General features: G+C 73.1%; 19 protein-coding genes. 8 read left to right on the top strand and 11 right to left on the bottom strand.

The annotated features are described in order from the left end of the window. Nucleotides 1-33: 33 nt before the first annotated feature. Nucleotides 34-1251 carry an amidohydrolase family protein gene (locus tag ABT041_RS27685; protein WP_351189146.1) on the bottom strand — a complete coding sequence of 406 codons (1218 nt, stop codon included), beginning with the start codon at nucleotides 1249-1251 and terminating at the stop codon, nucleotides 34-36. Nucleotides 1252-1498: 247 nt separating this feature from the next. On the opposite strand from ABT041_RS27685, the gene afsR reads away from it, so the two are divergent. Together afsR and ABT041_RS27675 are read left to right on the top strand one after the other, a co-directional pair. After that, nucleotides 1499-4618 (top strand): SARP-family global regulator AfsR, encoded by a 3120-nt coding sequence (gene afsR / locus ABT041_RS27680; RefSeq protein WP_351189143.1) that lies wholly within the window; start codon nucleotides 1499-1501, stop codon nucleotides 4616-4618. Nucleotides 4619-4829: 211 nt separating this feature from the next. Further along, complete coding sequence (locus tag ABT041_RS27675) at nucleotides 4830-5060, top strand: hypothetical protein (RefSeq protein ID WP_351189140.1); 231 nt, start codon at nucleotides 4830-4832, stop codon at nucleotides 5058-5060. A 205-nt stretch (nucleotides 5061-5265) separates the two neighbouring features. On the opposite strand, the gene ABT041_RS27670 is transcribed toward ABT041_RS27675, so the two are convergent. The 4 genes from ABT041_RS27670 to ABT041_RS27655 all read right to left on the bottom strand — a co-directional run bounded on the left by ABT041_RS27670 (nucleotide 5266) and on the right by ABT041_RS27655 (nucleotide 8557). Further along, nucleotides 5266-5802: a hypothetical protein gene (locus ABT041_RS27670; protein ID WP_351189137.1), complete on the bottom strand. Its 537-nt coding sequence runs from the start codon at nucleotides 5800-5802 to the stop codon at nucleotides 5266-5268. Beyond that, on the bottom strand, nucleotides 5799-6329 hold the full coding sequence (locus tag ABT041_RS27665; protein ID WP_351189134.1) for a matrixin family metalloprotease: 531 nt from the start codon (nucleotides 6327-6329) through the stop codon (nucleotides 5799-5801). Before ABT041_RS27665 ends, ABT041_RS27670 begins: the two co-directional genes overlap by 4 nt. Before the next feature lie 82 nt (nucleotides 6330-6411). Next, nucleotides 6412-7860: a sensor histidine kinase gene (locus tag ABT041_RS27660; protein ID WP_351189131.1), complete on the bottom strand. Its 1449-nt coding sequence runs from the start codon at nucleotides 7858-7860 to the stop codon at nucleotides 6412-6414. A 22-nt stretch (nucleotides 7861-7882) separates the two neighbouring features. After that, the gene (locus tag ABT041_RS27655; protein WP_351189129.1) at nucleotides 7883-8557 is read right to left on the bottom strand and encodes a response regulator transcription factor; all 675 of its coding nucleotides are present in this window, start codon (nucleotides 8555-8557) and stop codon (nucleotides 7883-7885) included. 94 nt (nucleotides 8558-8651) lie between these two features. Between ABT041_RS27655 and ABT041_RS27650 the strand changes: the two genes are divergently transcribed. After that, nucleotides 8652-10025 (top strand): DUF2079 domain-containing protein, encoded by a 1374-nt coding sequence (locus ABT041_RS27650; RefSeq protein WP_351189127.1) that lies wholly within the window; start codon nucleotides 8652-8654, stop codon nucleotides 10023-10025. A gap of 7 nt (nucleotides 10026-10032) precedes the next feature. On the opposite strand, the gene ABT041_RS27645 is transcribed toward ABT041_RS27650, so the two are convergent. Genes ABT041_RS27645 through ABT041_RS27635 form a run of 3 tightly spaced genes read right to left on the bottom strand, consistent with a single transcriptional unit; the run spans nucleotide 10033 to nucleotide 12293 of the window. Continuing rightward, nucleotides 10033-10428: a PIN domain-containing protein gene (locus ABT041_RS27645; protein ID WP_351189125.1), complete on the bottom strand. Its 396-nt coding sequence runs from the start codon at nucleotides 10426-10428 to the stop codon at nucleotides 10033-10035. Next, entirely contained in the window at nucleotides 10425-10715 is a 291-nt protein-coding gene (locus tag ABT041_RS27640; RefSeq protein ID WP_351189122.1) for a hypothetical protein, read from the bottom strand. Before ABT041_RS27640 ends, ABT041_RS27645 begins: the two co-directional genes overlap by 4 nt. 42 nt (nucleotides 10716-10757) lie before the next feature. After that, on the bottom strand, nucleotides 10758-12293 hold the full coding sequence (locus ABT041_RS27635) for a FadD3 family acyl-CoA ligase (RefSeq protein ID WP_351189119.1): 1536 nt from the start codon (nucleotides 12291-12293) through the stop codon (nucleotides 10758-10760). 87 nt (nucleotides 12294-12380) lie between these two features. On the opposite strand from ABT041_RS27635, the gene ABT041_RS27630 reads away from it, so the two are divergent. From ABT041_RS27630 to ABT041_RS27620, 3 genes are read left to right on the top strand one after another with little or no spacing between them, the layout of a single operon-like run. Next, a complete protein-coding gene (locus tag ABT041_RS27630; RefSeq protein WP_351189117.1) occupies nucleotides 12381-13523 on the top strand; it encodes a lipid-transfer protein in 1143 nt (380 codons plus the stop codon). 7 nt (nucleotides 13524-13530) lie between these two features. After that, nucleotides 13531-13956, top strand: coding sequence for a Zn-ribbon domain-containing OB-fold protein (locus tag ABT041_RS27625; protein WP_351189114.1), 426 nt, complete (start codon nucleotides 13531-13533; stop codon nucleotides 13954-13956). Next, nucleotides 13953-14747 (top strand): enoyl-CoA hydratase/isomerase family protein, encoded by a 795-nt coding sequence (locus tag ABT041_RS27620; RefSeq protein ID WP_351189112.1) that lies wholly within the window; start codon nucleotides 13953-13955, stop codon nucleotides 14745-14747. The genes ABT041_RS27625 and ABT041_RS27620 overlap by 4 nt, the downstream gene beginning before the upstream one ends. Nucleotides 14748-14799: 52 nt before the next feature. On the opposite strand, the gene ABT041_RS27615 is transcribed toward ABT041_RS27620, so the two are convergent. Next, the gene (locus ABT041_RS27615) at nucleotides 14800-15399 is read right to left on the bottom strand and encodes a hypothetical protein (RefSeq protein ID WP_351189109.1); all 600 of its coding nucleotides are present in this window, start codon (nucleotides 15397-15399) and stop codon (nucleotides 14800-14802) included. Nucleotides 15400-15525: 126 nt separating this feature from the next. Here ABT041_RS27615 and ABT041_RS27610 point away from each other — a divergent pair, with 126 nt between their 5' ends. Then, nucleotides 15526-16143: a hypothetical protein gene (locus ABT041_RS27610; protein ID WP_351189107.1), complete on the top strand. Its 618-nt coding sequence runs from the start codon at nucleotides 15526-15528 to the stop codon at nucleotides 16141-16143. Here ABT041_RS27610 and afsK read toward each other — a convergent pair. Both afsK and ABT041_RS27600 read right to left on the bottom strand, forming a co-directional pair. Beyond that, nucleotides 16140-18587 (bottom strand): protein serine/threonine kinase AfsK, encoded by a 2448-nt coding sequence (afsK, locus tag ABT041_RS27605; RefSeq protein WP_351189105.1) that lies wholly within the window; start codon nucleotides 18585-18587, stop codon nucleotides 16140-16142. The two genes, ABT041_RS27610 and afsK, sit on opposite strands and share 4 nt — an antisense overlap. Nucleotides 18588-18750: 163 nt before the next feature. Continuing rightward, nucleotides 18751-19542, bottom strand: coding sequence for a VOC family protein (locus ABT041_RS27600; protein ID WP_351189103.1), 792 nt, complete (start codon nucleotides 19540-19542; stop codon nucleotides 18751-18753). Nucleotides 19543-19849: 307 nt separating this feature from the next. Here ABT041_RS27600 and ABT041_RS27595 point away from each other — a divergent pair, with 307 nt between their 5' ends. Further along, on the top strand, nucleotides 19850-20497 hold the full coding sequence (locus ABT041_RS27595; protein WP_351189101.1) for a TetR family transcriptional regulator: 648 nt from the start codon (nucleotides 19850-19852) through the stop codon (nucleotides 20495-20497). Nucleotides 20498-20558 lie beyond the last annotated feature (61 nt).

Below are 20558 nucleotides of genomic sequence, written 5' to 3'. Positions count from 1 at the left end.
CCCCAGGAGGACCCGGCCGCGACCGGAGGACCACTAGGGCCTCCAGAGCCCTTCGGGCGTCAGCCCCAGCAGCTCGATCGCGTTGCCGCGGACGATCCGCTCGACGACGTCGGACGGCAGGTGGCCCATCTGGGCCTCGCCGACCTCCTTCGACTTGGGCCAGGTGGAGTCCGAGTGCGGGTAGTCCGTCTCGTACAGGACGTTCCCCGCCCCGATCGCGTCGAGGTTCCGCAGCCCGAACGCGTCGTCGAAGAAGCAGCCGAAGACGTGCTCCGCGAAGAGCTCGGACGGCGGGCGCGTGACCTTGTCGGCGACGCCGCCCCAGGCGCGGTTCTCCTCCCAGACGACGTCCGCGCGCTCCAGGATGTACGGGATCCAGCCGATCTGACCCTCGGCGTACATGATCCTCAGGTTCGGGAAGCGCTCGAACTTGCCGCTCATCAGCCAGTCGACCATCGAGAAGCAGCAGTTCGCGAAGGTGATGGTGGAGCCGACGGCCGGCGGGGCGTCGGCGGAGGTGGACGGCATCCGGCTGGAGGAGCCGATGTGCATGGCGATGACCGTCCCGGTCTCGTCGCAGGCGCGGAAGAAGGGGTCCCAGTGGTCCGTGTGGACCGAGGGGAGCCCGAGGTGCGGCGGGATCTCCGAGAACGCCACCGCCCGCACCCCGCGCGCCGCGTTCCTGCGCACCTCGGCGGCGGCGAGTTCGGGGTCCCAGAGCGGGATGAGGGTGAGCGGGATGAGCCGCCCGTGCGCCTCGGGCCCGCACCACTCGTCGACCATCCAGTCGTTGTAGGCGCGGACGCAGAGGAGGCCGAGCTCGCGGTCGCCCGCCTCGGTGAAGGTCTGCCCGCAGAAGCGGGGGAAGGTGGGGAAGCAGAGCGCGGACTGGACGTGGTTGACGTCCATGTCGGCGAGCCGGTCCGGGACGGAGTGGGAGCCTGGCCGCATCTGCTCGTAGGTGATGACTTCGAGGCGTATCTCGTCCCTGTCGTAGCCGACGGCGGTGTCGAGGCGTGTGAGGGGCCTGTGCAGATCCTCGTACACCCACCAGTCGCCGATCGGCCCGTCGTCCCCCTTGGCTCCCATCACCGGGGCGAACTTGCCGCCGAGGAAGGTCATTTCCTTGAGGGGGGCGCGGACGATCCGGGGTCCGGTGTCGCGGTACCGGGACGGGAGCCGGTCCCGCCAGACGTGCGGGGGCTCCACGGTGTGGTCGTCCACCGAGATGATCTTCGGGAAGGTCTCCATGGCCTTCACGGTAGCGCTGATCTGACGGATCGTCAGCTAGTGGGAACCGGAACGACCGGGTCGGGGCCGGGGTCGCCACCCCGGTCGCGGCCGGGACTACGGGCGGGGAGACGGCCGGGATACGGGCCGGATACGCACGGGGCGCGGGCGCACAACGGCTTCACAACGGCTGACCCGATGCTGACGGACTCCCTCCGGACAAGGCAGACTGTCCTGGGCGAAACCAGCGGTAGGGGCAGGGGGAGCGATGGACCGTGAGAACGGGCCGCGAGTTCCGGAGCGGTTCCCGGGCGGGAGCGACGCCAAGGCCGAACCTGGCGTACCCGCCCAGCGGACGCGCCGGAGGACGGCCGCCCCCGGTGGCGACCAGCGGGCGGACACGAGCGGAACCGAGGACACGACCGGCACCGGGGAAACGACGGGCGCCGGGGACACGGCCGGCGCCGGGGAGACGACGTCCGGCGGCGCACCGTCCGCCGGCGGGTTCCGCTTCGGCGTGCTCGGCCCCGTCCGCGCCTGGCGCGACGGCGAACCCGTCCCCACCGGCTCCCCGCAGCAGCGCGCCCTGCTCGCCGCGCTGCTCCTGCGCGGCGGCCGCACCGCCACCGCGCACGAGCTGATCGACGCGCTCTGGGGCGAGGAGCCGCCCTCCCAGGCGCTCGCCGCGGTCCGTACGTACGCCTCCCGGCTCCGCAAGGCCCTCGACCCGAAGGTCCTGGTCAGCGAGTCCGGCGGCTACGCCCTGCGGACGACGGCGCTCGACGTGACCGAGGCGCAGGAGCTGGCCGCCGAGGCGGACAAGCTGCGCGCGGCCGGGGACCGTACGGCCGCGCGGGCGCGGCTCGCGGAGGCGCTGGACCTGTGGGACGGCGAGGTGCTCGCGTCCGTGCCGGGCCCGTACGCCGATACGCAGCGGACCCGCCTGGAGGAGTGGCGGCTCAGCCTCCTCGAAACCCGCCTGGACATCGACCTGGAGGTCGGCGCGCACGCGGAGGCCGTCTCCGAACTGACCGCGCTGACCGCCGCGCACCCGCTGCGGGAGCGCCTCCGCGAGCTCCTGATGCTGGCGCTCTACCGCAGCGGACGGCAGGCCGAGGCGCTCGCGGTGTACGCGGACACGCGCCGGCTCCTCGCCGACGAGCTGGGCGTGGACCCGACGCCGGAACTCTCCCGGCTCCAGCAGCGCATCCTCCAGGCCGACGCCGAACTCGCCCGCCCCGTCGAGGAGCCGGCCCCGACGGCGGCGCCCCTCGCCCGCCCGGCGCAGCTCCCGGCGACGGTCCCCGACTTCACGGGCCGCGCCGCGTTCGTACGGGAGCTGGGCGCCCGGCTCGCCACCGCGGAGGGCCACGTCATGGCGGTCTCCGCGCTCGCGGGCATCGGCGGCGTCGGCAAGACGACGCTCGCCGTGCACGTCGCCCACGAGGCGCGGCCGCACTTCCCGGACGGGCAGCTGTACGTGGACCTCCAGGGCGCGGGCAACCGGGCCGCCGCGCCGGAGACGGTCCTCGGCTCGTTCCTCCGGGCCCTCGGCACCGCGGACTCGGCCATCCCGGACTCGCTGGAGGACCGTGCGGCGCTGTACCGCTCGACGCTGGACGGCCGCCGGGTCCTGGTGCTGCTCGACAACGCGCGGGACGCGGCCCAGATCCGCCCGCTGCTCCCGGGCACGGCGGGCTGCGCGGCGCTGGTGACGAGCCGGATCCGCATGGTGGACCTGGCGGGCGCGCACCTGGTGGACCTGGACGTGATGTCGCCGGAGGAGGCGCTGCAACTCTTCACGAGGATCGTCGGCGAGGAGCGGGTGCAGTCGGAGCGGGAGGCGGCCCTGGACGTGGTCGCGGCCTGCGGCTTCCTCCCCCTGGCGATCCGCATCGCGGCGTCCCGCCTGGCGGCGCGGCGCACGTGGACGGTCTCGGTCCTGGCGGCGAAGCTGGCGGACGAGCGCCGGCGCCTGGACGAGCTCCAGGCGGGCGACCTGGCGGTCAAGGCGACCTTCGAACTCGGCTACGGCCAGCTGGAGCCCGCGCAGGCTCGCGCCTTCCGCCTCCTGGGCCTGGCGGACGGTCCGGACATCTCCCTGGCTGCTGCTGCGGCGGTCCTGGACCTCCCGCTCTGGGACACGGAGGACCTCCTGGAGGCGCTGGTCGACACGTCCCTGGTGGAATCGGCGGCCCCCGGCCGCTACCGCTACCACGACCTCGTCCGCCTCTACGCGCGCGCGTGCGCGGACCGCGACGAACAGCCCCCGTCGGAGAAGGAGGCGGCCCTGTCCCGCCTCCTGGACTTCTACCTGTCGACGGCGGCGCGGGTCTACGCCATCGAACGGCCCGGCGACCGGCTGGTGGACCACCTGGAACCCACGTCGTACGAGGGCCTGACCTTCACGGACCGCCACGAGGCGCAGGACTGGCTCTACGCGGAGGCGAACTGCCTCCTGGCCACGGTCCGCCAGTCGGCCGCGTCCCGGTCGACCCTCCGCCGTGGAGTGGACCTCCTGTGGGCGTCCCTGGACCTGGCGGAGTCGGGCGCGAACTCGAAGGAGTACGAGGCGGTGGCGACGGTCCTGCGGGAGGCGGCGCGCGGGGCGGGGGATGTACGCGCGGAGGGGCGCGCGGCGCTGACCCTGGCGTACGTCCAGCACGTGGCAGGGCGCTTCGAGGAGGCCGACGGTCACGCCCACGACGCGATGGAACTCGCCTCCACGACAGGCGACGACCTTCCGCTGTGCTGGGCGGCCAACGCCCTGGGCATCATGGCTCTCTACCAAGGACGCAACGCCGACGGGGAGCGCTTCCTCACCCAGGCGACGGCATCGTTCCGCGCCTGCGACGACAAGGCCGGCGAGGCCAGCGCCCTGTGCAACCTCTCCCGAATCCACCTCGCCATGGGGCAGACGGACACCGCGGTCGAACTGGCCCAGCGGGGAACCGACATGTACGACGCCATGGGCCATGCGCTCAAGGGTGCCAACGGTCGCTACGCACTGGGACTCGCGCTGACCCAGAGCGGCCAGCTCGTCGAGGCCGCGGCTCGGCTCGCCGAGGCACTCGAGGTGTTCCAGGACAGCAGGCAGCGTCTCTGGGAGGGCATGTCGCTCTTCAGGATCGCCGAAGTGGACATCGCCGCCGGCCGGTTCGCCCCGGCCGCTTCGAACTCCGAGATGGCCCTGGTGGTCCTGCGGGGAGTGGGCGGCGAGTGGCGGCGCGGACAGGTCCTCGTCGTCCTGGGGCGCGCGCTGTCCGGCATCGGGCAGCACGGGCGGGCACGGGTCTGCTGGCAGGAGGCCCTCGACATCTTCGTGGAGCTGGGCTCGCCGGAGGAATCGGATGTGCGGACCCTGCTGCTGGCGACGGCTGCCGCCTGACCGTTGAGCTGCCCGTTCATCGTTCGTTTATGACCGTGCGGCAGTCTTCTCTCATCGATCCGCCGCGTCGGGGGGCAGACGGGTCGGTGGTACGGCCGTCACACCGTCGCACTAGGGTGAACGGCTCCGAGTGGGCCCCCCGGCTGTCCACGGGGGAACGGCCGGCAGGGCCCACTCGCCCCATCCGAAGTCATCACGGGAGTTGATCACCATGGCCGACCTGGACCCGACCACGCCCATCGCCAAGCCGACGAACATGCACGCCACCGGCGAGGAGATCGTCAGCAAGAACATGCACGCGACGGACGCTCCGCTCGCCGACGCGGTGGCCGAGAAGCTCGGCATCAGCAGCAACATGCACGCCACCACCGAGCCCATCGACGGCAGCGCCGTGACGGCCACCACGGACAACATGCACGCCACGTCCGAGCCAGCCAACTAAGCCACTCCCGACGGGGAACGGCCGCGGCGGCGACTTCGGGGGAGCCGCCGGGGCCAGCCACAGGAGGTCCGGTCGACGGGGGAGCACACGGACTCGGGGGACACCCGGCGGAACCAGGGGGGATCCGTCCGGGCAGGGCCCGTGCGCAACGCGATCGGACCACCGCACAAGGAGGGGCCGGGCAACTGCCCGGCCCCTTCGGCGTTCACGCCCCCTCGCCGCAGCCCTCCGCCAGGGGGGCCGTCGCGCCGCGGGCCACGTACGTCGTCCAGCGGGTGACGGCCGAGTCGGGTTCCTGCTTCGCGTAGCGGGTGTAGCCGTCGCCGTACGCGGGGTCCGGCGTGTAGCCAACGACGTACGTGCGGCCGGGGCTGAGGACCGGGTAGAGGGGGTCGTGGCTCGTGTACCGGCCCTGGGGGTCGCGGCCGACGCCCTGGCCGAGGGTGAGCGTGGTGGGGACCTCGCCCTTGAGGGGGTGGAGGACGCGGAGGCGGACGCGCTGGATGCCGCCGGGGCCGCCGTCGGTGTCGGGGTCGTAGCCGACGGCCTCCTCCACCGTGGCGTAGGCCAGGTGACTCATCGCCGCCGGCACGTACTCGTCGCGCGAGAGGTCGGGGAGGCAGAGGGCGTGCACGGGAGCCGTGCGGGCGGTGAAGGCCTCCGCCGCGGCCCACGCGGTGGCGCCGAGGACGAGCGTCCCGGCGAGGGCGAGACCGGCGATCCGCTTCGAGTTCGTGGTCATTTCCACAGCTTCCGGTAGTTCGCCTCGTCGCGCTCCGTGGGCTCCGTCGGCGGGTTGGAGGGCACCTTCGTCCACATCACGGAGGCCCAGGTGTCCGGCTTGTGGCACAGCCCGAGGGCGTGGCCGAGCTCGTGGACGGCGACGTGCCGGCGGGAGGCGCGGTCCTTGTAGCGGCCGTCCAGGTAGTACGCGTTCAGGTAGATGTAGTCGACGCCCGGCTTGCCCTGCCAGTAGCCCCCGTGCCCGTCGGCCTTCGAATAGTCCCGCCACTCCAGGTCGTTGACGCTTCCGGCGTCGTCGGGCGCGATCTTCACCAGGCCGAGGGACCAGACGCGGTGGGCCCAGGTCAGCGGGTCGTTGTACTTGCTGTCGTCCTCCCAGCGCAGCTCCTTGCCGTCGACGCTGGAGTCCCCGCGGGTCTCGGACTCCCCCGCGACGCACGGCGCGGGATCGACGGCCGCGTGGGGGCTGAGGAGCAGGCCCGCGGCCAGGACGGCGGCGGCCACGACGGGACCGGCTGCCTGCATACGGGGCTCCTCGCGCGTTCCGGGACCGGGCCTCGGAGCGTATCCGCAGGTCCGCGGCCCGGGGCGGCGGATCCACGGCACGTCAGCCGGACGGCCGAGCGCACGCCGGGAAGCGTGCCACCAGGCGCGCCCCGCGCGCCGAGTCCTCCACCGTCAGCGTGCCCCCGTGGTGGGTGGCGATGTCGCGGGCGATGGGGAGGCCCAGGCCCGCGCCGCCCGAGACGCGGGTGCGGGAGGCGTCGAGGCGGGTGAAGCGTTCGAAGACGCGGGCGCGGTCCTTCAAGGGAATGCCCGGGCCGTCGTCCGTCACCGCGAGCACCACCGAGGGGCCGTCAAGGCCGGCCGTGAGCGTCACCCGACTCCCGGCGTGGCGGCACGCGTTCGCCAGGAGGTTGCGCAGGAGGCGTTCCAGGCGGGTGCTGTTGCCCAGCACGACGGCCACCTCCGGCGCCTCGCAACGCAGGTCGAGGCCCTTCGCGTCCGGGAGGTGCCGGTACTCGCGGACCAGGTCCTCCGCGAGGGCCGCCAGGTCGACCGGTTCCCCCGCGGGCGCGGTGGCCCGGTGGCTGGCGAGGAGCAGCAGGTCGTCGGCGAGCGTCTGGAGCCGTACGACGTCGGCGGCGGCCTCCGCGACGGCCTCCGGCCAGTCGGTGACCGAGTCCGGGTGGCGCAGGGCCGTCTCGAGCTGGGCCCGCAACGCCGCGAGGGGGCTGCGCAGTTCGTGCGCGGCGTCGGCGACGAACTGCTGCTGGCGCGCCGAGGCCTGCTCCAGGCGGTCGAGTGTGTCGTTCGTCGTCACCGCGAGGCGCGCGATCACGTCGCCGGTGGGCGGGACGGGGACACGGCGGTCCAGCGACTGCCCCGTGATGTCCGCGAGTTCGCGCCGGATCGCCTCCACCGGGCGGAGTGAGCGGGTCGCCGTGAAGTGGACGAGCATCCCCGTGAGCAGGGCGACGAGCGGCGCGCCCGTGGTCTGGGCGATCCAGTAGGCGGGACCGCCCAGGAGGTAGTCCGGCTGCGCCCGCCTCATGACCTCGAGCGCCGCGGCGAACAGTGCCCCGGTCGCGGCCCCCGCCACCAGGGCGGTACGGCCGCGGTAGGGGAGTCGGACCGCTCCGCCGCCGAGGGCCGCCCACACGGCCGCCGCCGTCAGGAGTCCCGTCGAGGGGCCGATGAACATCAGGCCCCAGCGGTACGCCTCCTTGGCCACGAGCCACGGCTGACGCGTGTTCTCGTGGACGAGCCACCGCGTGTACGTGAAGAGGAGAGCGCCCGAGGTCAGGAAGGCCATGGCCGCTGCTCTGAGCCGCACCGTCCGCAGGTGCCCGTGGCCCGCGAACCAGCCGGCGGCGCCGACGGCCACCGCGCCCCACAGGAAGCCCGACCGGGCGAGGAACGCGATCTGCGGACCCACCCGGTCGGTGGAGATCACCTCGGGGATCACCCAGGGGAGCGGCCCCACCGCCCGGTCCTCCACCTCCAGCCAGATCACCGCCGCCGCAACGACGAGCGCCGCCGCGAGCCCTGACACCCCTACGGGGAGAAGCCTCCGCTCACGCACGGCCCACCACCCGATACCCCGCCCCCCGCACCGTCTCGATCGTCTCCGTCCGGAACGGCGCGTCGATCTTCTTCCGTACCGCCCTGATGTAGACGTGCACGATGTTCGGGTCGCCCGTGAAGTCCGCCGACCACACCTCGTCGAGGATGTCGAGCGTCGGCACCACCTCGTCGAGGCGGAGCAGCAGGCAGTGCAGGACCGCGAACTCCTTCGGGGTGAGCGGGATCTCGACCGGACCCCGGCCGCATCTCCGCCGCGCCGGGTCGAGCCACAGGTCGCCGCACTCCAGGAGCGTGCGGGTCCTGGCGCCGCCCCGCCGGAGCAGGGCGCGGAGCCGGGCTTCGAGGACGACGTACGAGAAGGGCTTGGCCAGGTAGTCGTCGGCGCCGGTGTCGAGGCCCTCGGCCTCGTCGTACTCGCCGTTCTTGGCCGTCAGCATCAGCACCGGCACGTCGTTGGACTCGGCGCGGAGCCGGGAGCAGACCTGGTAGCCGTTGAGGCCCGGAAGCATGAGGTCGAGCAGGACGGCCGCGTAGCGGTGCTCCCGGGCCAGATGGAGGCCGGTGACGCCGTCGTGGGCGACGTCGACCGTGTACCCGACGGCGGACAGGCCGCGCCGCAGCGAGGCGGCGATCCGCACCTCGTCCTCGATCACCAGTACGCGCATGCCGTCGAGTATCGCCGGACGGCGGGGACCGCCCCTGAGGAAATCCTCAGGCTTCCTCAGGGGCCCTTCAGGGTGGATCGCCCAGGGTCCCCCCATGGCCGTGATCACCGCTCCCCCGCCCGTCGCCCGTCGTGCCGCCCGCGCCCGTACCGTTCCCGCCCTCCTCGCCCTCTCCTTCTTCCTCCTGTACGCGACGTTCGCGCTGCGCGAGCACGCCCGGTTCCGGACGACCGGCTACGACCTCGGCATCTTCGGGCAGGCGGTACGCGCGTACTCGGAGGGCCGGGCGCCCGCCTCGGAGATCCGGGCCGCGACCGCACCCGTCGGCTTCGCCGGGGACGCGTACCCGCTGCTCGGAGACCACTTCCATCCCGTATTCGCCGTCCTCGCCCCGCTCTACCGGCTCGCTCCGCACGTGGAGACGCTGCTGCTCGCCCAGGCCGCGCTCGTAGCCCTCGGCGTGTACGTCCTCACGCGGACCGCCCGACGGCATCTGCCGGGCAGGAGCCACGTGGTGCTCGGGACGGCGTGCGGGCTCGGCTGGGGGACGCTGCAGCTGATCGGCTTCGACTTCCACGAGGTCGCCTTCGCCGTGCCGCTGCTCGCCCTCGCCTGCCGCGCGTACCTCGACGGGCGGACGCGTGCGGCCGCCTGCTGGGCCGCCGCGCTGCTCCTGGTGAAGGAGGACCTGGGGGCGACAGCGGCCGTGTTCGGGCTGCTGCTGATGCGGCGGGACCGCCGTACCGGGCTGCTCCTCGCCGTCGGATCCGCCCTCGGCACGGTCCTGATCGTCTACGTCGTGATCCCGGCGTTCGCCGCGGACGGGCAGTACCTCTACGCGAGCCAGGTCACCGGTGCGTACGGGCTCCTCGACGGCTGGCCCGTGAAGTCGCTGACCCTGCTCCTGCTGCTCGCCGTGACCGGCGGGCTCGTCGTGCGCAGTCCGCTCGCCCTGCTGCTCCTGCCCACCCTGGCCTGGCGGTTCACCTCCGCCAACCCCGCGCACTGGGAACCGGGCCTGCACTACTCGGCGGTGCTCGTGCCGATCGCCTTCGCCGCCCTCGTCGACGCCTTGCGCCGGGGCGTACGGCTGCCGCTCTCCGTGCCCCTCTGCGCCGCGCTCCTCCTGCTGCCCGCCCAGCCGCTCGCCGCCCTCGCCACGCCCGGCTTCTGGCAGAGCAGCCCCCGGGAGGTGGCCGCCCGCGACGCCCTGGCCCTCGTGCCCGACGGGGCCCGGGTCGCCGCGAGCAACAGCCTGGCCCCGCACCTGACCGACCGGACGACCGTGCACCTGGTCGCGGACGGGGTCCTCGACCGGCGTCCGGCCGTCGAGTGGATCGTCGCCGACGCACAGGAGTCCTGGCCGGCAGGGGCGGTCGAGCGCGTCCTGGAGCGAGCCGGGGACCGGGGATGGCGGGTGGTGCGGGAGACGGACGGAATCGTGGTCCTGACCCGTCAGGCCCTGTAGCGGCCGGTCAGAGGCGCTGCACCAGCACGGGTGGCCGGCAGAGCTTGGTCATGTCGTCCTCGTCGGAGGTGAACACGGTCACGAGCCCCCTTTGGCGCCCCGCGATCACCGCGAGCGCCGCATCGATCGCGTACTTGTGCCCGTGCAGCCCGGCATCCTTCAGGAGCGTGATCGCCGACTCCGCGACCTCCTCCGTGACGGGTTCGACGGTGATCCGGGAAAGGAACCACTTCCAGGCCGCGTAAGGGACCTTGGAGTGGTAGGCCTCGATCATCGTCATGGAGCTGGTCACCACGCGGATGCCGGCGCGGTGGGCGTCCTTCAGACGGGCCCGCATCACGGGTTCGCCCCGGACGGCCCTGGAGAGCCCCTCGCTGTCCAGGACGTAACAGAGCTCGGTCATGCGGCGTCCGTCTCCGGGGCATCGCCCTGCAGGCGCTCGCGCGCGGCCCGTTCCTCATGCCGGCGCATGATCTCGCGCCGCTCCGCCTCGGCAGCCGCCAGCTGCTCCTCGGTGACGGGGCCGAACTCCTCCTCCAACCAGTCCACCAGGTCCCCCAGCCGGTCCTGCTCCCGTCGGCGCTGTATGGCCTGCGTGACGTACGCGCTGAAGCCGCCGGGACCCACCTGGCGGCGGATCTCCTCGGCGAGCTCCTCGGGCAGGGTCACCGTGTACTTCTTGGTTGCCATACTGCTTACCATACCGCCGCCAGGAGTGGCCTGAGTCACACCCTAACGACCCCGCAACTCTCCCTTCACCACCTTCCCGCTCGCGTTCCTCGGCAGCTCCGGCACGAACTCGACCTCCCTCGGGACCTTGTAGTTCGCCATCTCCCGTCGCGACCACGCGATGACGTCGTCGGCCGTCAGGGTCGACCCCGGCCGCCGGACCGCGAAGGCCTTGCCGACCTCGCCCAGGCGCGGGTCCGGGATGCCGATGACGGCGACGTCCGCGATGTCGGGGTGCAGGCCGAGGAGCTGTTCGATCTCGGCGGGGTAGGCGTTGAAGCCGCCGACGATGAACATGTCCTTGATCCGGTCGGTGATGCGGAGGTTCCCGGCGCCGTCCAGGACTCCCACGTCTCCCGTGTGCAGCCAGCCGTCCGCGTCGATCGCCGCCGCCGTCGCCTCCTCGTCCTCGAAGTAGCCGCTCATCACGTGGAAGCCCCGGACCAGGACCTCACCGGCCTCCGAGAGGCGGACCTCCGTGCCGGGGATGGCGCGGCCCGAGGTGTGCGCGACGACCTCGGCCGGGTCGCCGCGGCGGCACATCGTGACGATGCCGCTGGCCTCGGAGAGGCCGTACGCCGTGAGGACCGTGCCCACGCCCAGTTCCGTGCGGAGGCGTTCGACGAGGCGCAGGGGGACCACCGCCGCGCCCGTCACGACCAGGCGCAGGCTGGAGAGGTCGTGGGCGGTTCGGGAGGGGTGGTCGAGCAGGGACTGGTGGAGGGTCGGCGGGCCCGGCAGGACCGAGATGCGTTCGGCCGCGATGTTGGCGAGGACGGTGTCCACGTTGAAGACCGGCTGCGGCACCATCACGGCCCCGCGCAGCAGACACGCGATGATCCCGGCCTTGTAGCCGAAGGTGTGGAAGAAGGGGTTCACGATGAGGTAGCGGTCGCCCTCGCGCAGCCCGGCGAGCTCGCTCCACACCTCGTAGCAGCGCAGGGTCTGCTCGTGGGTGATGACGGCGCCCTTGGGGCGGCCGGTGGTGCCCGAGGTGTAGATGATGTCGGAGGGGTCCGAGGGGGCGACGGCGTCGGACCGGGCCCGCACCCGCGCCGGATCCACCCCGTCGCCCTCCGCGAGGAAGGACTTCCAGGTGGTGTACGCCGGGTCGTCCGGCACCGTGTCGCTGAAGACCACCACCCGCCGCAGGTCCGGGAGCCCGGCCTCGGCGCGGCGCAGCGAGGCCACGTACGAGGTGCCGAGGAAGGTGCCGGTGACGAAGAGCAGCCGGGCGCGGGAGCGGGCGAGGACGTCGGCGGCCTCGGTGCCCTTGAAGCGGGTGTTGAGCGGGACGAGGACGGCGCCCGCGCTCACCGCGCCGAGCGCGGCGACGATCCAGTCGAGGCCGTTGGGCGCCCAGATGGCGACCCGGTCCCCGACCCGTACGCCGGTGGCGAGGCACGCGGCCGCCGCCCGTTCCACCCGGGCGCCGAGTTCGGCGTACGAGACGCGGGTGCGGCCCTCGACGACCGCCTCCCCCGGTCCGTAGCGCTCGGCCGCCCAGCGGACCAACTCCGGTATCGAGCCGTGCTCCATCCTGACCCCACCTCCCGTAGCTGACTATCCGTCAGATTAGTTGTAGCCTGACGCGCTGTCAGCAGTGCTGCCCCATGAGGAGGTTCGGTGCTCAAGGACGCCACGGCCATCGTCGGGATAGGACAGACCGCCTTCGCGAAACAGCTCCAGGAGACCGAGAAGACCCTCGCCTGCCGGGCGATCCTCGCCGCCCTCGACGACGCCGGGATCGACCCCTCCGAGGTCGACGCCTTCGCCTCGTACACGATGGAGGAGACCGACGAGGTCGAGGTGGCGAAGGCCATCGGCGCCGGTGACGTCACCTTCTTCAGCAAGGTGGGGTACGGAGGCGGAGGCTCCTGCGCCACCGTCGGACACCTGGCCGCCGCCGTCGCCACCGGCCAGGCGAGCGTCGGCGTCGCCTGGCGGTCCCGGAAGCGGGGCTCTGGCCCCCGCCCCTGGAAGAACACCGCCGTCCAGCTGCCCACCCCCGGCCAGTGGACCCGGCCCTTCGGGCTGCTCCGCCCCGCCGACGAGATCGGCATGCTCGCCCGCCGCTACATGCACGAGTACGGCGCCACCCGCGACCACCTCTTCAACGTCGCCCTCGCCTGCCGCAACCGCGCCAACCAGAACCCCGCCGCGATCATGTACGAGCGGCCGCTGACCCGCGAGATGTACATGACCGCCCGCTGGATCAGCGAACCCCTCTGCCTCTTCGACAACTGCCTGGAGACCGACGGGGCGCTCGCCTGCGTCATCGTCTCCGCCGAGCGCGCCCGCGACTGCCGCCAGAAGCCCGTCTACGTGCACTCCGCCGCCCAGGGCCTGCCCGCCCAGCACCACGGCATGGTCAACTACTGGAACGACGACCCGCTCTCCGGCCCCGCCTGGACCGCGGCCCGCCACCTCTGGAAGCAGGCCGACTTCGGCCCCGCCGACGTGGACGTCGCCCAGATCTACGACGCCTTCACCCCGCTCGTCCCGCTCTCCCTGGAGGGCTACGGCTTCTGCGGCAGAGGCGAAGGAGCCGCCTTCACCGAGGGCGGCGCCCTGGAGATCGGCGGCCGGCTGCCGCTCAACACCGGCGGCGGCGGGCTCTCCGAGGCGTACGTTCACGGCTTCAACCTCATCAACGAGGGCGTGAAGCAGCTCCGCGGCACCTCCACCGCCCAGGTCCCCGACGCGGCCACCTGCCTGGTCACCGCGGGCGAGGGCGTCCCCACCTCCGCCATCCTCCTGAGGAGCTGATCCCGTCATGCTGACACCGGTCGTCGACGAGGACGGCGCTCCCTTCTGGGAGTACGCCGCCCGGGGCGAACTCCGCGTCCAGGCCTGCGCCCACTGCGGCGAGCTCCGCTTCCCGCCCCGCCCCTGCTGCCCGCACTGCCGGTCCTTCGACAGCGAGTGGCGGCTCATGTCCGGACGCGGCCGGATCTGGTCGTACGTCCTCCCCCACCCGCCGCTCCTGCCCGACTACGCCGCCCAGGCCCCGTACAACGCGGTGCTCGTCGAACTCGCCGACGCCCCCCGCATCCGCCTCGCCGGCAACGTCGTCGCCTCCCCCGACGCCCCCCTGAACTCGGTCGACCCGGCCCGGCTCCGCATCGGCGCCCCCGTCCGGGTCGCCTTCACCGAGATCGACGGCATCGCCGTCCCCCGCTGGCTCCTGGAGCGCGCATGAGCACCCACGGAGCCGGCGGCATCCGGGTCGAGCGCGACAAGGAGACCGGGGTCGCTGTCGTCATCCTCGACCGGCCCGAGAAGCACAACTCCGTCACCCTGGAGATGGCCCGCGAACTCACCGCCATCTGGCGGGGTTTCCGGTACGAGGACGAGGTCCGGGCGATCGTCGTCACCGGGGCCGGCGGGCGGGCCTTCTGCACCGGGATCGACCGCGAGGACGCCGGAAGGATCCCGCAGCCCTCCTCCCCGTACACGATCGACGACCCGCTCCTCACCATCGGCCCCAAGGCGAACGACCTGTGGAAACCGGTGATCGCCGCCGTCGAGGGCATGGCCTGCGGCGGCGCCTTCTACCTGCTCGGCGAGGCGGAGTTCCTGATCGCGGGCGAGAACGCCACCTTCTTCGACCCGCACACCACCTACGGGATGGTCAGCGCCTTCGAGACCATCCACATGGCGCAGCGGATGCCGTACGGGGAAATCGCCCGGATGGCCCTCATGGGCACCGCCGAACGGATCTCCGCCCGGCGCGCGTACGAGACGGGACTGGTCAGCGAGGTGACGGAGCCCGGCCGAGCCCTCGATGCCGCCCGCGAAGCCGCCGCCGTCATCGCCTCGTACCCGACCGAGGCCGTCCAGGGCACGGTCCGGGCCCTCTGGTCCACGAAGGACGCCTCCCGCACCCCGGCCCTCGCCCACGCCCCGCACCTGGTGACGCTCGGGAACCTGCCGGCGGACCGGCAGGGCGAGCTGTTCACCCGCAGGAGCGGCGCGTACCGGCTCCGGTAGCGGCCGCGACGGCCAAGACGTCAGCTGTTCGGGGAGGCGGTCGCGGAAGCGGTCAGCTGCTCGGGGAGGCGCTCGAAGAGGGGCTCGTCGAGGCGGTCGCCTTCGCGCGCACGTCGTACACGTAGCAGTGCTTCACCTTGTCGACGGCCCTGGGGTTCTTCATCGCGACCTCGAAGGTCTTGTCTCCGTAGGCTCCGACGGTGACGAGGGCCGTGGTCGAGTCGACCGCCGAACCCGTGACGCCCTTGAACTCCAGCGTCACCTCGTACGTCCCGGGCAGCGCGTCGTGCGAGGTGATCTTCAGGGTCGACGTGGTGTCCGCCTTGCGGGCGGGCTTCCCCTTGCGCTTCTTCTGGGCCGGCTTCACACAGTCGACGACCACGACCTCCACCGTCGCGGAGGTGGGCGAAGGGCTCGCGCTGGGCGTCGAACCGCCCGAGCCGCTGTAGTCGTTGTTGCCCTGCTCGTCGCTGGAGCAGCCGCCGCCCGAATCGTCGTCGGAGTCCGAGTGGCTCCGGCTCTTGCTCTTGCCGCTCTTGCTCTTCCCGCTGCCGCCGCTGCTGCCGTGGCCGCCCTTGCCGGTGTGGAACCCGGTCAGCGCGAGGACCACCACCGTGAGCGTCGCCGCGAGCTTCAGGCGTGTCCGTACCATCGCCGCCATCCCATCTGAGTGTCGTGTCCGCGCCACCCTAGAGGGCGGGGCTGCGCCGCATGGCGGGGGCCCCTCACCCGGCGTAGCGTCGGGAACGAGAGCCGCACCCGCGAGGAGGCCGCTGCGATGATCCGCAACATCGTCGGCTCCGTCCTGGCTCTCGCCGGAGCGACGGCCGCCGTCTGGAGCCCCTTCCGTGCCTGGTACGACGGCCGTCACGGTCGCGACTACGCGATCGGGGACCTGTTCACCGGCATCACCGACGCGAAGGCCGACGTCCTGGGCTCGATCCTGCTGCCCTTCGCCTTCGCGGCCCTCGTCACCGTGGTCGGCGTGGTGCTCCGGTCCCGGCTGCTCGTCGCCTTCGCCGGGCTCGTCGTCCTCGGCTTCACGATCCTGTGGATGGTGCGGGTCGGGGAGGCGGAGGGCAGCCTCACCATCGACGCCGACGGCACGGGCCTCGGCGACGGGGTCGCGAACGCCTTCGGCGGCGGGATCCTGCTGCTCCTCGGCGCGCTCGTCATGTCCGGCCGCAAGAGCCGCACGCACCGGGTGGACGGGCCACCGGGGCGCGCGCACCCGCCCCGGACCGGGCCACCGCCGGGACCGCCGGGACCTTCGACGGACCGGCCCCCGCCGGACCGCACGCCCGACCGGCCCCCCACCGACCGGGAGCAGACGCTCACGTGGTCCCCGCAGGAGCCGCCCAGGCAGGACGGCCCCCCGGGTCCCGACAGGAGCTAGGCCCGCGGCGCCGCCGCGCCCCGGCCCGTCGCCGTGCCCTTGACCGCGTCCAGCGCGTACACGCAGCGGTCCTTGCTGCACGCGTACACGACCCCGCCCTTCGCCACCGGCGAGCCGGTGATCTCGCCGCCGGTCGCGAGCTTCCAGCGGAGCTGCCCGCCGGTCGCGTCCAGGGTGTACAGGACGTGGTCGGCCGAGCCGAAGTGCACCCGGCCGTCGGCGACGACCGGGGAGCCGACCAGCTCGCCGCCCGCCGCGAACCGCCACCGGGGCGTGCCGGTGACCGCGTCGAGCGTGTAGAGCGCGCTGCCGCTGCCGACGTGCACGTTGCCGTCGGCGACGAGCACCGGCTCGGTGGCCTGGCGCGGCTCGGTCGCGATCCGCCAGCGGTCCTGCCCGGTGGTGGCGTCGAGCGCGTACACCGTGCCGAGGTGGTCCGAGAGGTACACCCCGCCACCGGTGACGGCCGGTCCCGGCGCGAACGTGGGCGGGGAGAGGAACACGGCCGGCGCCTCGAAGTGCCAGCGGACGTGGCCGGCGGCGATGTCGATCGACAGGACCCGGGTCCCGGCGGAGACGTACACACAGCCGTCCTCGGCCGGGGCGACCCGGACCGGCACGTTGCCGCAGGAGGCGGCGTCGCCGATCGGGTACGACCAGCGCTCCACGCCCGTGCGGGCGTCGAGGGCCTGGAGCCGGGCGTCCCGCCAGACGTACACAGTGTCGCCGTGGACGGCGGGCCCCGCCTCCGGGGTCTCGAAGTCGGTCTGGGCGCCGGTGACCTCCCACAGCTTGGCGCCGTTGGAAGCCTCCCAGCCCTGCACCCCGCCGCCGCGCGTACCGGTGACGACGGTGCCCCGGTCGACCTGGAGGGAGTACACCCAGGCGTCCGTGTGCAGCCGCCAGCGCTCGCTGCCGTCGCCGGCGTCGAGCGCGTACAGGGTGGGGCCGTCGGAGGCGTGGATGCGGCCCGAGGAGACCGCCATCGACCAGGCGACGTCCCGGGTCTTGAACTGGCGCCGGCCGCTGCCCGTGTCCAGGGCGTGCACCTCGAAGGAGGTCACGTACAGCAGGTCGCCGTCGACGACCGGGGTGCCCCAGACGTCGTTCGACATCCGGAAGCGCCAGGGCCGCCAGTGGCCGGGCTCCGGCGGGGGCTGCTGACCGGTCCCCTGCCCGGTCCCCTGCGCGGGGACGTTCTGCGGGCCGGGCCCCGGTGCCGCACCGGACTCGGCTCCGTGCGGGCCGCCGCCGGGCGGGCGGATCCAGCCGGTCGCGGGGCCCGCGTCGGCGCCCCGGCCGACGGCGAGCGCCGCCCGGGTGTCGGCGACCCGGGGGCCGGGGCCGATCGGCACGGTCGCGCCGCCGAGGCGCACGGGACCGCCCGCGCTCTCGGCGGGGCCGGCGTGCCGGCCGCCGACGGGCGCGTGCTCCGGCGCGTGCTCGGGCCGCTCGGGCGCCGCGTCCGGACGCGCCGGGAAGCGCGGGTCGTGGCGGGGGCCCGGCGGGTCCGCCGGGGGCCGCGGCGCGGTGACCGGGGGCGCCTGGCGGCCGCCGCCGCGACGCCGCTCGATCATGGCGGTGGCGCTCTGCGGCAGCCACGCGGAGGCGGTGCCGCTGTCGTCGCTGCCGGGGCCGAAGAGGTGCGGGGCGAGCTGCGCCTGGAGGTCGGCCGGGGTGGGCCGGCGGCTGACGTCCATCTGCATGCAGGAGTCGATGAGCGGCCGCAGCTCGTCCGGGAGGCCCTCCAGGTCCGGGCCCTCGCGGAGCAGCATGAAGACGGTCTCGACCGGGTTGGCGCCGTGGAAGGGCGCGTGTCCGGTGGCGGCGAAGACCAGCATCGAGCCGAGCGAGAAGACGTCGCTGGCGCCGGTGACGCTGCGCGAGTCGCGGGCCTGCTCGGGCGACATGTAGGCCGGGGTGCCGACGGCGACGTTGGTCATGGTCAGCCGCGTGTTGGAGACGCCGGACGCGATGCCGAAGTCGATCACCCGGGGGCCGTCCTCGACGACGAGGACGTTGGAGGGCTTGAGGTCGCGGTGGACCAGGCCCGCGCCGTGGATGGACTGCAGGGCCTCGGCGACGCCCGCGGCGAGCCAGCGGACGGCCTGGGCCGGGAGCGGCCCGCACTCGTTCACTATCTCTTCGAGGGAGGGCGCCGGGACGTAGGCGGTGGCCAGCCAGGGCACGGCGGCGCGCGGGTCGGCGTCGACGACGGCGGCCGTGTAGAAGCCGGAGACCGCCCGGGCGGCCTCCACCTCCCGGGTGAAGCGGACCCGGAACAGCTGGTCCTCCGCGAGCTCCGTGCGCACGGTCTTGATCGCCACGCGCCGGCCCGAGGCCGAGCGCGCGAGATAGACCAGGCCCATTCCGCCCGCGCCGAGCCGGCCCAGCACCTCGAAGGGCCCGATACGTCTCGGGTCGTGCTGCGTCAGCTGTTCCACTTGCCTGCCACCTCCCCGTACGGGCCATGAGGGTACGGCCCCGTGGACCCTGATTCTTCCTGTCCGAGGGCCCGGTTGCGAACCCGGGGGCGGATCGGGGTGTCACACCTCATACAGGGGTGCTGCGGTACGGGGGGTACCGGGCGGTACAGGCGGGGACGGATCAGTCCGTAGCGGCAGGTTTCGGTTCCGCGAGGACGGCGAAGCGGGCGCCCTGGTTGTCGTGGAGGACGGCGATGCGGCCGTGCGGGGTGTCGAAGGCCGGGGTGGCGACGCGGCCGCCGAGCCGGACGGTGGTGTCGCAGGCCGCGTCGCAGTCGTCGACGGCGAAGTACACGAGGACGTGGCCGGGCATCTCGGCGGGGAAGTCGTCGGTGATCACGGCCCGTCCGCCGAAGGCGCTGTCGTCGCCGGGCCGGGAGCCGGGGGGCGACCAGACGCGGTAGTCGAAGTCGGCGTCCCTGCCCTCCTCCTCGGCGTCCGCCTGGCGGCCGAGGTAGCCGAAGACGGTGGCGTAGAAGGTGTCGACGGCCTCCGGGCGGCGGGTGTAGATCTCCATCCAGCAGAAGGCGCCGGGTTCGTTCGTGACCTCGAAGCCGTCGGGGTCGCCCTCCTGGCGGATGCCGAAGACGGCGCCGCCGGGGTCGGCGGCGAGCGCGTAGATGCCGAAGGGGCCGACGGGGTAGGGCTCCATGACCATCTGCCCGCCGGCGGCCTTGATGCGGGCGGCGAGGGTGCCCGCGTCGTCGGTGGCGAGGTAGAGGGTCCAGGTGGTGGGCATGCGTCCGTCGCGCTTGGGGACGAGCCCGGCGACCCGGCGGCCGTCGAGGAAGGCCTCGTCGCGGTCGGGGTCGAAGGTCCAGCCGAAGAGCTCGCCGTAGAAGCGCTTGCCCGCTTCGAGGTCGGGGAGCTGTGCGTCCACCCAGCAGGGGGTGCCCTCAGTACGTACGGCCATGTCCCCACGCTAGGACGGCGGGGGCGGTCCCGCACGCCCCGACATACGAACAAAGAGGCGATTTATCGGGGTGGAACCCTTGCGGTGCCGGGGTTGTCCACCGAAGTTGTCCACAGCCTGTTCATAAGCCTATTCGGGTAGGGCCGGAGTACGGGTCGGGCACGAGGATCCGCCGGCCGGCCCGAAGTGGCGCGAACCCGCCCCCATGCTCCCGCGCCGGGACCCTCCCCGACCTCGCAGAACGGCCGTGCACCCCATTTGCAGTCGGCCGAATCGCGCGCCGACCCCCCCTCGGTAAGCTGACGGCATGACAGGACAAGTACGCACCGTCGACGGCCGCGTGGCCGGACGACGCGGTCAGGCGACGCGGCAGAAGCTGCTCGACTGCCTCGGTGAGATGCTCAGCTCCTCGCCCTACCGGGACGTCAAGGTCATCGATGTGGCCCGCAAGGCGGGGACTTCACCCGCGACGTTCTACCAGTACTTCCCGGACGTCGAGGGAGCGGTCCTCGAGATCGCGGAGGAAATGGCCAAGGAGGGCGCCGCGTTGACCGAGCTGGTCTCCGGCCGCTCCTGGGTCGGCAAGGCCGGCTGGCAGACCTCCGAGGAACTCGTCGAGGGCTTCCTGGACTTCTGGCGGAAGCACGACGCGATCCTGCGGGTCGTGGACCTCGGCGCCGCCGAGGGCGACAAGCGGTTCTACAAGATCCGCATGAAGATCCTGAACTCGGTCACCAACTCCCTCACGGACGCGGTGAAGGAGCTCCAGACCAAGGGCAAGGTCGACAAGGACGTGAGCCCCGCGGCGATGGCCGGCTCCCTGGTGGCGATGCTGGCCTCGGTCGCCGGTCACCAGAAGGGCTTCCAGACCTGGGGCGTGAAGCAGGCCGAACTCAAGCCGAACCTCGCCCTGTTGGTGCACCTGGGCATCACCGGCAAGAAGCCGACCAGATAGCCCGAGACCCCTCTCCTTCACCCGTCCTGTCGCCGACGCCGGCGGCGGCCCGCTCCCCCGA

It is taken from the genome of Streptomyces sp. NPDC002825 (assembly GCF_040295385.1).
Classification (GTDB): domain Bacteria; phylum Actinomycetota; class Actinomycetes; order Streptomycetales; family Streptomycetaceae; genus Streptomyces.
The sequence above is the reverse complement of the archived record's forward strand: the minus strand, read 5'-3'. Positions and strand labels throughout refer to the sequence as shown.

What these genes read in the sequence shown, in the direction of transcription:
- ABT041_RS27655 (WP_351189129.1), bottom strand. Translation starts at nt 8,557, where the DNA reads ATGCGCGTACTGGTGATCGAGGACGAGGTGCGGATCGCCGCCTCGCTG.
- ABT041_RS27615 (WP_351189109.1), bottom strand. Translation starts at nt 15,399, where the DNA reads ATGGTACGGACACGCCTGAAGCTCGCGGCGACGCTCACGGTGGTGGTC.
- ABT041_RS27595 (WP_351189101.1), top strand. Translation starts at nt 19,850, where the DNA reads ATGACAGGACAAGTACGCACCGTCGACGGCCGCGTGGCCGGACGACGC.
- ABT041_RS27675 (WP_351189140.1), top strand. Translation starts at nt 4,830, where the DNA reads ATGGCCGACCTGGACCCGACCACGCCCATCGCCAAGCCGACGAACATG.
- ABT041_RS27635 (WP_351189119.1), bottom strand. Translation starts at nt 12,293, where the DNA reads ATGGAGCACGGCTCGATACCGGAGTTGGTCCGCTGGGCGGCCGAGCGC.
- ABT041_RS27665 (WP_351189134.1), bottom strand. Translation starts at nt 6,329, where the DNA reads ATGCAGGCAGCCGGTCCCGTCGTGGCCGCCGCCGTCCTGGCCGCGGGC.
- ABT041_RS27620 (WP_351189112.1), top strand. Translation starts at nt 13,953, where the DNA reads ATGAGCACCCACGGAGCCGGCGGCATCCGGGTCGAGCGCGACAAGGAG.
- ABT041_RS27610 (WP_351189107.1), top strand. Translation starts at nt 15,526, where the DNA reads ATGATCCGCAACATCGTCGGCTCCGTCCTGGCTCTCGCCGGAGCGACG.
- ABT041_RS27670 (WP_351189137.1), bottom strand. Translation starts at nt 5,802, where the DNA reads ATGACCACGAACTCGAAGCGGATCGCCGGTCTCGCCCTCGCCGGGACG.
- ABT041_RS27645 (WP_351189125.1), bottom strand. Translation starts at nt 10,428, where the DNA reads ATGACCGAGCTCTGTTACGTCCTGGACAGCGAGGGGCTCTCCAGGGCC.
- ABT041_RS27625 (WP_351189114.1), top strand. Translation starts at nt 13,531, where the DNA reads ATGCTGACACCGGTCGTCGACGAGGACGGCGCTCCCTTCTGGGAGTAC.
- afsR (WP_351189143.1), top strand. Translation starts at nt 1,499, where the DNA reads ATGGACCGTGAGAACGGGCCGCGAGTTCCGGAGCGGTTCCCGGGCGGG.
- ABT041_RS27685 (WP_351189146.1), bottom strand. Translation starts at nt 1,251, where the DNA reads ATGGAGACCTTCCCGAAGATCATCTCGGTGGACGACCACACCGTGGAG.
- ABT041_RS27640 (WP_351189122.1), bottom strand. Translation starts at nt 10,715, where the DNA reads ATGGCAACCAAGAAGTACACGGTGACCCTGCCCGAGGAGCTCGCCGAG.
- ABT041_RS27600 (WP_351189103.1), bottom strand. Translation starts at nt 19,542, where the DNA reads ATGGCCGTACGTACTGAGGGCACCCCCTGCTGGGTGGACGCACAGCTC.
- ABT041_RS27650 (WP_351189127.1), top strand. Translation starts at nt 8,652, where the DNA reads ATGGCCGTGATCACCGCTCCCCCGCCCGTCGCCCGTCGTGCCGCCCGC.